The 12,790-nt window shown below is 65.2% G+C and carries 9 protein-coding genes; 3 read left to right on the top strand and 6 right to left on the bottom strand.

Annotated features, from left to right (window positions below):
- Window positions 1–30: 30 nt before the first annotated feature.
- The 4 genes from O0880_RS05410 to O0880_RS05395 all read right to left on the bottom strand — a co-directional run bounded on the left by O0880_RS05410 (window position 31) and on the right by O0880_RS05395 (window position 2,703).
- Window positions 31–681: a heme-binding beta-barrel domain-containing protein gene (locus O0880_RS05410; RefSeq protein WP_071322506.1), complete on the bottom strand. Its 651-nt coding sequence runs from the start codon at window positions 679–681 to the stop codon at window positions 31–33.
- A 77-nt stretch (window positions 682–758) separates the two neighbouring features.
- The gene (locus O0880_RS05405) at window positions 759–1,283 is read right to left on the bottom strand and encodes a hypothetical protein (protein WP_289885495.1); all 525 of its coding nucleotides are present in this window, start codon (window positions 1,281–1,283) and stop codon (window positions 759–761) included.
- Window position 1,284: 1 nt separating this feature from the next.
- Entirely contained in the window at window positions 1,285–2,088 is an 804-nt protein-coding gene (map, locus tag O0880_RS05400; protein WP_289885493.1) for a type I methionyl aminopeptidase, read from the bottom strand.
- 15 nt (window positions 2,089–2,103) lie between these two features.
- Entirely contained in the window at window positions 2,104–2,703 is a 600-nt protein-coding gene (locus O0880_RS05395; protein ID WP_071322503.1) for a TetR/AcrR family transcriptional regulator, read from the bottom strand.
- A gap of 121 nt (window positions 2,704–2,824) precedes the next feature.
- Here O0880_RS05395 and O0880_RS05390 point away from each other — a divergent pair, with 121 nt between their 5' ends.
- Window positions 2,825–4,339 (top strand): AMP nucleosidase, encoded by a 1,515-nt coding sequence (locus O0880_RS05390; RefSeq protein WP_232251057.1) that lies wholly within the window; start codon window positions 2,825–2,827, stop codon window positions 4,337–4,339.
- Window positions 4,340–4,390: 51 nt separating this feature from the next.
- On the opposite strand, the gene O0880_RS05385 is transcribed toward O0880_RS05390, so the two are convergent.
- Complete coding sequence (locus O0880_RS05385; RefSeq protein WP_071322501.1) at window positions 4,391–4,861, bottom strand: DUF1854 domain-containing protein; 471 nt, start codon at window positions 4,859–4,861, stop codon at window positions 4,391–4,393.
- Window positions 4,862–4,863: 2 nt separating this feature from the next.
- Window positions 4,864–7,134, bottom strand: coding sequence for an ABC transporter ATP-binding protein (locus O0880_RS05380; RefSeq protein ID WP_083411659.1), 2,271 nt, complete (start codon window positions 7,132–7,134; stop codon window positions 4,864–4,866).
- 513 nt (window positions 7,135–7,647) lie between these two features.
- Here O0880_RS05380 and cphA (O0880_RS05375) point away from each other — a divergent pair.
- Both cphA (O0880_RS05375) and cphA (O0880_RS05370) read left to right on the top strand, forming a co-directional pair.
- Window positions 7,648–9,825, top strand: a complete 2,178-nt coding sequence (gene cphA, locus O0880_RS05375) for a cyanophycin synthetase (protein WP_289885484.1) — start codon at window positions 7,648–7,650, stop codon at window positions 9,823–9,825.
- A gap of 181 nt (window positions 9,826–10,006) precedes the next feature.
- Entirely contained in the window at window positions 10,007–12,577 is a 2,571-nt protein-coding gene (gene cphA, locus O0880_RS05370) for a cyanophycin synthetase (protein WP_289885483.1), read from the top strand.
- The last annotated feature ends 213 nt before the right edge of the window (window positions 12,578–12,790 follow it).

Here is a 12,790-nt window from a genome sequence, read left to right as displayed (position 1 = left end):
AACGGCGGCAGGAGCCGCCGCTTGTGACGCTTACGCTGCGGCTGCCGCCAGCGCCTGCAGCGCCATCGGATTCGGCGTCGGCTCGCCGATCTTCGTCAGCAGGTTGCGGTCCGTGTGGTGGAACGGTTCGTCCTTGCCGCGGATCAGCATGACCGTGTCTTCGTCATAGCCCCAGCTGCCGTCGGCGTGGATGTCGACCTTGATGCGGTATTCGACGGTCGTGAACGCGTGTTCGAGGAAGGGGTTCGAGCAGATGCCGTAGGCCGTCGACTCGCGCCTGGCGACCAGCTCGAAACTGGTGGCGTCCGCCGTCGTCGTGCCCGATGCCATGGCGATCTGGCCGCGCGGGATGGCCAGGGTCTGGATCACGGCGCCCGTGGCCGGCTCCCACAGCCAGTAGCCCACCTGCTCATGGTAGGTTTTGACCTGGTCCGGCTTGGTGATGTGGATGTAGTAGCGCAAGCCATAGAACAGCTGCGGGCCGTTGGTGACGGGATCGATCGGCTGCAGTTCGATGCGCTCGACGAAGGCCTGCTTGCGCGGGCCGTCGGCCTTCGGCTTGACGTCCAGGCCGCGCGTACCCGTCCAGATGCCGGCCATGCCGGTCAGGGGACCGAGGTTGTTCAGGGTATGCACGTCGGCGGACGGCTCGGTATAAATATCGTCGGGAAAATCGCTCATGGGGGAAGTCTTCAAAATGGGGCAACAGTGCTGCCGCCATTGTAAGACCTGCCGCGCCGGCGGCAAAGCGCCGGCCCTCAGGGAAACTGCGCGATGTGGCGTTCGATGAACGCGATCAAGGTGGCGGCCAGCGCGGGGCGCCGCGCCTCGAACACGCTTTCGTCACGCGCCTGCAGCAGGTTGGCGGCGACGTCGGGCAGCTGCAGCTCGCCGGCGATCAGCGCCGCCACGGCCTCGATATTCGCGTACAGGGCGCTGTCGAAGCCTTCCCAGTCCACGTAGGCCAGCCACTCGGCCAGGCTCACCACGCAAACGACTTCCGGCGCCAGGGCCGCGATGCGCGCGGCGCGCAGCACGCTGTCCGTGCCGATCTGCGCATGCTGCAGGACGGCCAGCGCCACGTGCTGCAAGGCGTCTTCGGGATCGCGCCCATATTTAACCAGCAGGCGCTGCGTCAGCGTGTAGCGCTCGGCATCGATGGCGCGCAGGGCGGCCGCCACCTCGTAATCGTGCAGCGCCAGGTGGCGCGCCGCGCAGGCCGCGTCCACGCCGGCCCTGGCGGCGACGATCTCGGTCAACTGCTGCCGGCGCGCCGCATCCATGTCAGACCAGCGGATCCGGCAAGCCGGTCAAGGTGAAGATTTCAAAACCCGTTTCCGTCACGGCCAGCGAATGTTCGAACTGCGCCGACAGCGAGCGGTCTTTCGTCACCGTCGTCCACTTGTCGGGCAAGACCTTGACCTGGTAGCTGCCCACGTTGAGCATCGGCTCGATGGTGAAGATCATGCCCGGCTCGAGCACGATGCCCGTGCCGGCGCGGCCGTAGTGCAGCACCTGCGGCGCGTCGTGGAAGACCTTGCCCAGGCCGTGGCCGCAGAAGTCGCGCACCGAGGAAAAACCCTGCGCCTTGGCCACCGCCTCGATGGCGGCGCCGACGTCGCCCAGCGTGGCGCCAGGGCGCACGGTATTGATGCCGGCCATCATCGATTCATACGCCGTGTTGACGAGGCGGTTGGCCAGGATGGAAACGGCGCCCACCTTGAAGGTGCGGCTGGTGTCGCCGTGCCACTCGTTGAACTTCGGCGTGACGTCGATGTTGAGGATGTCGCCCACTTTCAGGATCTTCGTCTCGGACGGAATGCCATGCGTGACGACGTGGTTGACGGAAATGCAGCTGGCGTGCTTGTAGCCGTGGTAATCGATGGTGGCGGGAATGGCGCCGGCGGCGCGCATGAATTCCTCGCACAAGGCGTCGAGCTTGGCCGTCGAGATGCCTGGCTTGACGAAGGGCGTGATGTAGTCGAGCGTGTCGGCGGCGATGCGGCCGGCCGCGCGCATGCCGGCGAAGCCTTCTTCGTCGTGCAGGGGGATTTTCTTGCCGTGTTCAAGCTGGGTGGAATAGCGCATGGAGATTTTTCTTTTTCAGTGTGTGGTGGTGTGTAATGCCCAGCCGCGCACGGCATCGTGCGAGGCGCGCAGCATGGCGTCGACGCTGGCCGGTATCGGCCGCTCCTGGGTCAGGTAGGGCTTGACGACGGCCACGGGAGCGTCGATCAGCACGAATTTGAGCAGCATGTGATCGAGATCCAGCTCGGTGCTGCCGGGCATGGCTTCGGCGCAGCGCGCGAAGCAGGCGTCGAGCGCCGCCTGTTCCTCTTCCAGGGCGGCCGCCAGCTCCTCGCTGAGGCCGCCGTTGAAATCGGGGCTGTCCGCGCATTGCAGCAGGAAGCGCGCGTACACGGGCTTGCGCCGGCACCAGTCGAGCAAGCCGTGCACGCCGGCCCAGGTGTCGCCGCCGAGCCAGCGGCTGGCCACCTCCTCGCGGAAGTCGCTTTTCACGCGCAGCCAGGCGCGCGCCAGGATGGCATTGCGCGAATCGAAGCGGTGATACACGGAACCGATGGGCGCGCCGGCCTTGACGGCGATGGCGGCCATCGACACGGCGCCCACGCCGCACTGGGCGGCGACGGCGATCGCGCTGTCGATGAAATTGTTTTCGTTGAATTTGGCTAGTCTGACCATACCAAATAGAATACAGATTCTATTTGAATTCGTCAAGCGCTGCCGTCCGGCGAAAACGGGGCAAACAAGAGTTGCCTTGCTGCCTTACAATGGTATGCACGAACCTCACAGGAGAACTCGCTTGCTTACGCCCCCCTTCATTGCCTCCGCCCGCTTCGACGATCCACGCCAGGCGCTGGCGCAGGTGCAAGCCATTTACCGCAGCAGCATCGAACACTTGCGCGATGCGCTGCAACGCTTCGTCGCCGGCGAGGACATGCACGAGCGCGTGCGCGCCTGCTACCCGTTCGTGCGCATCCAGACGGAAACGGTGGCGCGCGCCGACTCGCCGCTGGCCTACGGTTTCGTCGCCGGCCCCGGCGTGTTTGAAACCACCCTGACGCGCCCCGACCTGTTCGGCGACTACTACCTGGACCAGTTTACCCTGCTGCTGAAAAACCATAACCGCGGCCAGAAAGTGCACCTGGAAGTGGGCGTCAGCGCGCAGCCGATACCCGTGCATTTCTCGTTCGCCGAACATGACCATATCGAAGGCAACATGGATGCGGGCCGCCGCGTGGCCATGCGCGACCTGTTCGACCTGCCCGACCTGTCGGCCATGGACGACGGCATCGCCAACGGCACGCACGAACCGGCGCATGGCGAAGCGCAGCCGCTGTCGCTGTTTACGGGACCGCGCGTCGATTATTCGCTGCAGCGCCTGCGCCACTACAGCGGCACTTCGCCGCAGCACTTCCAGAACTTCGTCCTGTTTACCAATTACCAGTTCTACATCGACGAGTTCATCCGCCTCGGCCACGCCATGATGGAGCGCGCGCCCGACGATGCCGCGCCATCGGACGACGACGGCTACATCGCCTTCGTCGAACCGGGCAACGTGATCACGCGCCGCGTGGGCCTGGCCATCGAAAGCGACGACCTGCTGGGCGCCGCGCCGCCGCGCCTGCCGCAGATGCCCGCCTACCACCTGCTGCGCGCCGACGGCAGCGGCATCACCATGGTCAATATCGGCGTGGGACCGGCCAACGCCAAGACCATCACCGACCATATCGCCGTGCTGCGTCCGCACGCCTGGCTGATGCTCGGCCACTGCGCCGGGCTGCGCACCACGCAAAGCCTGGGCGACTACGTGCTGGCGCATGCCTATGTGCGCGAAGACCACGTGCTCGACGAAGACTTGCCGCTGTGGGTGCCGATCCCGCCGCTGGCGGAAATCCAGCAGGCGCTGCAAACGGCGGTGGCCGAGATCACGCAGCTGACCGGGCATGACCTGAAACACATCATGCGCACCGGGACCGTGGCCAGCACCGACAACCGCAACTGGGAACTGCTGCCGCAGCGCACGCCCGAGCGCCGCTTCAGCCAGAGCCGCGCCATCGCGCTGGACATGGAAAGCGCGACGATTGCCGCCAACGGTTTCCGCTTCCGCGTCCCCTACGGCACCCTGCTGTGCGTCAGCGACAAGCCGCTGCACGGCGAAATCAAGCTGCCCGGCATGGCCAACCACTTCTACCGCGAGCGCGTCGACCAGCATTTGCGCATCGGCATCCGCGCCGTGGAACTGCTGCGCCGCCAGGGCGTGGACCGGCTGCACAGCCGCAAGCTGCGCAGCTTCGCCGAGGTGGCGTTCCAATAAAAAAACGGCGCCTGCATTCCCATGCAGGCGCCGTTTTTCATCCGCAGCCGCTTACAGGAAGCGGTCGAGGATCTTGCGCGTCGTCTTGTCGATATTGAACATGTCGCGTATCAAAAAGTGGATGCCGTGGTTGTCGGCGATCAGCAGCGACGCGGCGCCGATGCGGCGGATGTCTTCCTCCCCCTTCAGCACGAACTGCGTCTCGCCGCGATCCGTGTCGACGTACCAGGTGCACGGCGTGGCGAAGCTGGAAACGCTTTTCACGCGCGCGATCTCGGGCATGAATTCGCGCCCTTCCAGCTCTTCCTGCAGCAGGCTGCGCGTCGGCTCGGGCAAGGCGTCGAGGCGGTCGATCCACGCCACTTCCTTGCCATTGCCCAGCACCAGCGAAATGCCCTCGTCCGGCGACTGGATGGGGAAGGCGCGCACGGGCGCCACGCCCTCGTGTTCCTGGCCGTCCCCGGCCGTCATCACCAGCTTGCCGAAGCTGTCGCGGCGTAATGTAAAGTGTGTACTGGCCATGCTTATTCCTTGTCATCCAGGGCGAGTTCGTTGTTGCGCGCCTGTGCTTCGTAGAGGCGGAAATAGGCGCCCTCTTTCGCCATCAGCTCGTCGTGACTGCCCACTTCGACGACCTGGCCACGGTCCAGCACCACCAGGCGGTCGGCGCGGTGCAGGGTCGACAGCCTGTGCGCGATGGCGATCGTCGTGCGGCCCTGCACCAGGTTGTCCAGCGCCTTCTGGATCTCTTTTTCCGTTTCCGAGTCGACCGACGATGTCGCCTCATCCATGATCAGGATGCGCGGGTCGATCAAGAGCGCACGGGCGATCGAGATGCGCTGGCGTTCGCCGCCGGACAGGCCCTGGCCACGCTCGCCCACCATCGAATCATAGCCTTGCGGCAGTCGCAGGATGAATTCGTGGGCATGCGCGGCGCGCGCGGCGGCGATGATGTCCTGGCGCGTCGCATGCGGCTTGCCATAGGCGATATTTTCCGCAATGGTGCCGAAGAACAGGAACGGCTCCTGCAGCACCAGGCCGATATTGCGGCGGTAGTCGGAGACGGCGAACGAGCGGATGTCTACGCCGTCGAGCAAAATGGCCCCCTCCGAGACGTCGTAGAAGCGGCAGATCAGGTTGACCAGGGTACTCTTGCCGGAGCCGCTGTGGCCCACCAGGCCGATCATCTCGCCGGCCTTGATGTTCAGGGTGATGCCGCGGTTGACGGCGCGGTTGCCATAGCGGAAACCGACTTCGCGCAAGTCGATGCGGCCTTCGATCTTCTCCAGCTTGACCGGTTGCGCCGGCTCCGGCACGCTCGACACGTGGTCGAGGATGTCGAAGATGCGCTTGGCGGCGGAGGCCGACTTCTGCGTCACGGAGACGATGCGGCTCATGGAATCAAGGCGGCCATAGAAGCGCGTGCTGTAGGCGATGAAGGCGGTCAGCACGCCGACGGTGATTTCGCCGCGCGACAGCTGCCAGATGCCGAAGCACCAGATGACCAATAAACCCATCTCCGTCAGGAACGAGACGGTCGGCGAGAACAGCGACCAGACCTTGTTCAATTTGTCGTTGACGGCCAGGTTGTGCGCGTTGGCATCGCGGAAGCGGGCCGCTTCGCGTTTCTCCTGCGCAAACGCCTTCACCACGCGGATGCCGGGAATCGTATCGGCCAGCACGTTGGTCACTTCGCTCCACACGCGGTCGATCTTTTCAAAGCCCGTGCGCAGACGGTCGCGCACCAGGTGGATCATCCAGGCGATGAAGGGCAGCGGCGCCAGGGTCATGATGGCCAGCCAGGGGTTCATCGACCACAGGATCACGCCCGTCATGATGATCATCAGCACGTCGGAAGCGAAATCGAGCAGGTGCAGCGAGAGGAAGACGCAGATGCGGTCGCTGCCGCTGCCGATGCGCGCCATCAGGTCGCCCGTGCGCTTGCCGCCGAAAAATTCCAGCGACAGCTTCATCAGGTGTTCATACGTGGCCGAGCGCAGGTCGGCGCCCATGCGCTCGGACACCAGCGCCAGCACATACGTCTTGCCCCAGCCCAGCAGCCAGGCCAGCAGGGCCGAACCGAGCAAGCCGCTCATGTAATACACCACCAGCCACGGATCGATGTGCTTGCCGTTTTGATATGGAATCAGCACATTGTCCATCAGCGGCGCCGTCAGGTAGGGCGGAATCATGTGCGCGGCGGTGCTCAGCAGCATCAACAGGAAGCCCAGCGCCAGCTGGCCACGGTAGGGATGGGCGAAGCGCCACAGGCGGAACAGGGTCCACGTCGACGGCGGCGTGTGCAGCACCTTGGCGCAGATCGGGCATTCTTCCTGCTCCGGCTCCAGCGGCGCCTTGCAGCTGGGGCACACTTCCTGCTCCGCTTCCAGCACGGGCTGGCCCGTCAGGTGACTGTCGAGGCGCTCGACGAACTGCTCCAGCACGCGGATCGCATGCAGATTCTGGCCCAGGGTGAAACGCCAGGACGCCAGGCGGCCATGGTCGTCGAACAGTTCCAGGTGGCCGACACCGGCGTGGTCGTGGTGCGTCAGGCGCAGTCCGGGGCGGAAAGACCAGCTTTTCCACGCGGTTTCCCCGGGGGAACGGGCCAGCAGACGCTTCTCGGTGACAACAATTATGCCTTTTGTGAAACGTAATCGCGCATCGAGGTCAACCTCAACGCTACTTAAAACGTTCTCCCCTGGAGAAAGGTTGCTTTCCACTTCCGCCAGCCAGTGTTCCGGCAGCGCTGTGAGGGGAATAGTTGTTGCAGGAACACTCAGTTCAGTTGTCATCGTAAAGCATACTCCGGCTCGAGGCCAAGCCCTTCGGGGGCGGGATTTGGGGGATGGGGCAGACGCCCGATCAATGTTTGTGTACTGCGCGATGGCGGGGTGGATGCACCAGTGGCAATTTCCTGTATTGTATCGAATGGATGCATGCCGGTAAGGAATGGATAGCAAAACGCATCAAAAAAACGCCAGTCAGTCGCAGGAAGTGCCGGGCAGGCGCGGCGCTTTTGCAACGCGGCCCGGGTAATGGGCAAGTATACAACAGCTCGCTGTTGCGCAAATGCTCCAGCTTTGACCAGAGTCGGTATCTTTATAACAAGTATGGCAACAATTAGTAACAATTAGAATGACAACACCAGCAGAATACGAGCAGCAAACGCGACAAGAGGCCACTAAAAGTGGCACACTGCGCATACCCGGGATAAAGAACCAAGCACGAGCCTGAAAAGTCTCTGTAGAGCCAACATAAAGTATCTGGCGCCCAGACGCCTGGCTTGTTATCAAGAAACCACTTACATGATCAAGAAGAAGAACATCGAATTTGCCCGCGTCACCCACTTGCGCGGCCCCAACATCTGGACTTACCGCCCGGTGATTGAAGCCTGGGTCGACATCGGCGAACTGGAAGACTACCCATCGAACACCCTGCCCGGCCTGTACGAACGGCTGGTGGCATGGCTGCCCGGCATGATCGAGCACCGCTGCGGCGTGGGCGAACGGGGCGGCTTTTTCGAGCGCCTGCGCGAAGGCACGTGGTCGGCCCACATCCTCGAGCACGTGGTGCTGGAGCTGCAAAACCTGGCCGGCATGCGCACGGGCTTCGGCCAGACGCGTTCGACCAGCCAGCGCGGCGTCTACAAGATGGCCTTCCGCACGCGCGAAGAACAGGTCGGCCGCGCCGCCCTGGCCACCGCGCGCACCATGCTGATGGCCGCCATCAACGATGAAGCGTTCGACCTGGAAGCGGCCCTGGCGCCGCTGCGCGACATGGTCGACGCGCGCTGCCTCGGTCCGAGCACGGCCAGCATCGTCGATGCCGCCACCGAGCGCCGCATCCCTTCGCTGCGCCTGAACGACGGCAACCTGGTGCAACTGGGCCACGGCGCCGCGCAGCGCCGCATCTGGACGGCCGAAACGGACCGCACCAGCGCGATTGCCGAAGGCATCGCCAGCGACAAGGACTTGACCAAATTCCTGCTCAAATCGTGCGGCGTGCGCGTGCCCGAAGGCAGCCTGGTGCGCAGCGCCGAGGCGGCCTGGGAAGAAGCGCAGGATATCGGCGTGCCCGTCGTCGTGAAACCGTATGACGGCAACCATGGCCGCGGCGTCTCGCTGAACCTGATGACGGAAGCCGACGTGAAGGCGGCCTACGAACTGGCCGCGCGCAAGGGCGACAGCTCGGCCGTGCTGGTGGAAAGCTTCATCACGGGCGACGAACACCGTTTGCTCGTCGTCGGCAACAAGCTGATCGCCGCCGCCAAGGGCGAATCGCTGTGGGTCGATGGCGATGGCGTCTCCAGCGTGCTCGAACTGGTGAACGCGCAGATCAATATCGATCCGCGCCGCGGCGAGGGCGAAGACTTCCCGCTGGGCACCGTCAAGCCGCATGAATCGGGCGAAATCGTGCTGGAACTGCAGCGCCAGGGCATGACCGCCCTGTCCGTGCCGCAGGCAGGCCAGAAAGTGCTGATCCAGCCGAACGGCAACGTGGCCATCGACGTCACCGACGACGTGCATCCATCCGTCGTGCATGCGGCCCTGCTGGCCGCGCGCGTCGTCGGCCTCGATATCGCCGGCATCGACCTGGTCACCACCGACATCACGCGTCCGCTGGAAGAGCAGCGCGGCGCCATCATCGAAGTCAATGCCAGCCCTGGCCTGCTGGCGCACATCAAGCCGGGCGTGGGCCAGCCGCGCCCTGTCGGCGCGGCCATCGTCGACCACCTGTTCGCGGCCGAGGAAACGGGCCGCATTCCGCTGATCGGCGTGACGGGCACGCGCGGTGCCAGCCTGATCGTGCGCATGCTGTGCAAGCTGCTCAACCTGTCGGGCCTGCACACGGGCGCCGTCTGCAGCGAAGGCATGTACCTGGACCAGCGCCGCGTCGTCAGCAGCGATTGCGTGAACTGGGATGCGGGTCAGCGCCTGCTGCTCAACCGCACAGTGCAGACCGCCCTGTTCGAGAGCAATCCGCGCATGATCCTGGCCGAAGGCCTGGCCTATGACAAGTGCCAGATCGGCATCGTCACGGACATGGGCAGCCTCGATAGCGTGAAGGATTTCGACGTGCTGGACGAAGCCGGCCTGTACAAGGTCGTGCGCAGCCAGGTCGACGTGGTCGTGCCGACCGGCGTGGCCGTGCTCAACGCGGCGCACCCGCAAGTGCTGGAACTGGCCGAGCTGTGCGACGGCACCGTGACGCTGTACGCGCAGGATGGCAGCCTGCCCGCGATCGCGGCGCAGCTGGCAGCTGGCCAGCGCGCCGCTTTCGTGCGCGGCAACCACATCGTGCTGGCCGAAGGCGCGATCGAAACCGTGCTGCTGTGCCTGGACCTGCTGAAACCGGCCACCGCCGGCAACGTCGACAGCGTGCTGGCCGTGGCCGCCGCCGCCTGGTCCCTGAACCTGCCGGTCGAACTGATTTGCGCCGGCTTGCGCACCTTCGACGCGGCCCCCGGCTGCATCGGGAACTGAAAACCAGAGACGTCAAACCAAACCTACTGCGCGTCGCGATTTGCGGCCGCCGATGCTCACTGTGCATCCGCACAGCTCCGCTTCTCGGCCACAAATCCCATCCGCTCGCTACGGTTTAATTTGACGTAAAAGTCCGGCTTCGGCCGGGCCCACAAGAACACAACAGGATTACGGTTTAATTATGGAAGTATCTCGCGTACGGGCCTTGCGGGGCCCTAACCTCTGGAGCCACGACACCGCCGTGGAAGCCATTGTTTCCTGCACCACGCAGGAACTCGACATCGCCCAGCTGCCCGGCTTCGAAGCCCGCCTGCGTGCGCGCTTTCCGCAACTGAGCCCGCTGCAACCGCTGGGCAATTACAACGCCGCGCCGATGGCGCAGGTGCTGGAACTGGCGGCGCTGGGCCTGCAGGCGCAAGCCGGCTGCCCCGTCACCTTCAGCCGCACCACGCCGACCCTGGAAACGGGCATCTTCCAGGTCGTCGTCGAATACTCGGAAGAAGCCGTGGGCCGTCTGGCCCTGGAGCTGGCGCAGCAGCTGTGCCACGCCGCGCTGGAGGACGCGCCGTTCGACCTGGCCGGCGCCCTGCACCAGTTGCAGGAACTCGATGAAGACGTGCGCCTCGGTCCATCGACTGGCGCCATCGTCAACGCCGCCGTGGCCCGCAACATCCCGTTCCGCCGCCTGACAGAAGGCAGCCTGGTGACATTCGGCTGGGGCAGCAAGCAGCGCAAGATCCAGGCCGCCGAAATGGACGGCACCAGCGCCATCGCCGAAGCCATCGCGCAAGACAAGGAACTGACGAAGAAACTGCTCGATTCGGCCGGCGTGCCCGTGCCGCAAGGCCGCGTCGTCGTCGACGCGGACGACGCCTGGGCGGCCGCCTGCGACATCGGCCTGCCCGTCGTCGTGAAACCCAAGGATGGCAACCAGGGCAAGGGCGTCACCGTCAACATCACCACGCGCGAACAGCTGACGGCCGGCTTCATCGCTGCACAGGAATTCCGCGACGACATCCTCGTCGAGCGCTACCTGCCGGGCCATGATTTCCGTTTGCTCGTCATTGGCAACAAGATGGTGGCGGCAGCCCGCCGCGACCCGCCGCAAGTGGTGGGCGACGGCCAGCACACGGTGCGCGAACTGGTCGACCAGGTCAACCTCGACCCGCGCCGCGGCAGCGGCCACGCCACCTCGCTGACGAAGATCCGCTTCGACGATATCGCCCTGGCCAGCCTGGCCAAGCAAGGCTATGTGGCCGACTCGGTGCCGCCGGTGGGCCAGCGCGTGATCCTGCGCAATAACGCCAACCTGTCGACGGGCGGCTCGGCCACCGACGTCACCGTCGACGTGCACCCGGAAGTGGCGGCGCGCGCCGTCGCGGCCGCGCACATGGTGGGCCTCGATATCTGCGGCGTGGACGTGGTTTCCGACAGCGTCTTGAAGCCGCTGGAAGAACAGAACGGCGGCATCGTGGAAGTCAATGCCGCGCCGGGCTTGCGCATGCACCTGGCGCCGTCGTTCGGCAAGCCGCGCCCCGTGGGCGAAGCCATCATCGCCGCCATGTTCGCCGAAGGCGACGATGGCCGCATCCCCGTCGTCGCCGTCACGGGTACGAACGGCAAGACCACCACCGTGCGCCTGATCGCCCACCTGCTGACGACGTCCGGCCTGCGCACCGGCATGACGAATACGGACGGCGTGTACATCGAAGGCCGCCAGATCGACAGCGGCGACTGCAGCGGCCCGCGCAGCGCGCGCAACGTGCTGCTGCACCCGGACGTGGACGCGGCCGTGTTCGAGACGGCGCGCGGCGGCATGCTGCGCGAAGGCCTGGCCTTCGACCGCTGCCAGGTCGCCGTGGTGACCAACATCGGCGCCGGCGACCACCTGGGCCTGAACTACATCACCACCGTGGAAGACCTGGCGGTATTGAAACGCGTGATCGTGCAGAACGTGGCCGACAGCGGCGTCGCCGTGCTGAATGCCACCGACCCCGCCGTCGCGCGCATGGCCAAGAACTGCAGCGGCACGGTGACCTTCTTCGCCGCCGACAAGACGCACCCCGTGATGGCCACGCACCGCGCGCAAGGCAACCGCGTGGTGTACGTGGAAGACGGCAAGCTGGTCGCGGCGCAGGGCCAGGAACGCCACGAGATCGCCCTGTCGCAGGTGCCGATCACGCGCAATGGCGCCATCGGCTTCCAGGTCGACAACGTCATGGCCTCGCTGGCCGCCGCCTGGGCCGTGGGCCTGGACTGGAAAACCATCGCGCTGGGCCTGAAAACCTTTGCCAATGAAGCCGACAACGCGCCGGGCCGCTTCAACGTCTTCGATTATCGTGGAGCCACGCTGATCGCCGACTACGGCCACAATCCGGACGCCATCCTGGCGCTGGTGCAGGCCGTCGAAAGCATGCCGGCCAAGCGCCGCCTTGTCGTCATCAGCGGCGCCGGCGACCGCCGCGACGAAGACATCCGCCAGCAGACGGAAATCCTCGGCGCCGCGTTCGACGACGTCCTGCTGTACCAGGACCAGTGCCAGCGCGGCCGCGCCGACGGCGAAGTCGTGGCACTGCTGCGCCAGGGCCTGAACGGCGCCACGCGCACCAGCCATATCGATGAAATCAACGGCGAGTTCGTCGCCATCGACAAGGCCCTGGCGCGCTTGAACGACGGCGATCTGTGCCTGATCCTGATCGACCAGGTGGAAGAAGCGCTGGCGCACATCGCCAAGCGCGTCGCCGAAGCGTAAGCGCGACTTCGTTGCGCACAAGGGCGGCCTGCGAGCCGCCTTTTTTTTCGTCCCCGCGCATCCGTCGCCACCAGTCTGCAGCGCCGCTGCAGCGCCACCTCGGCGCGGCATCCCGCGCACGACACCAACTCATTTATCCCGCCTGTGGAGGCTTTGCAACGCGCAGCGGCAGACACGCGCCGCCATGACCAAGCCAGGCACCTGGCGCCAGGG

This window comes from Janthinobacterium sp. SUN118, from assembly GCF_030397695.1.
Classification (GTDB): Bacteria; Pseudomonadota; Gammaproteobacteria; order Burkholderiales; family Burkholderiaceae_D; genus Janthinobacterium.
This window is presented reverse-complemented; position numbering and strand designations above follow the sequence as displayed.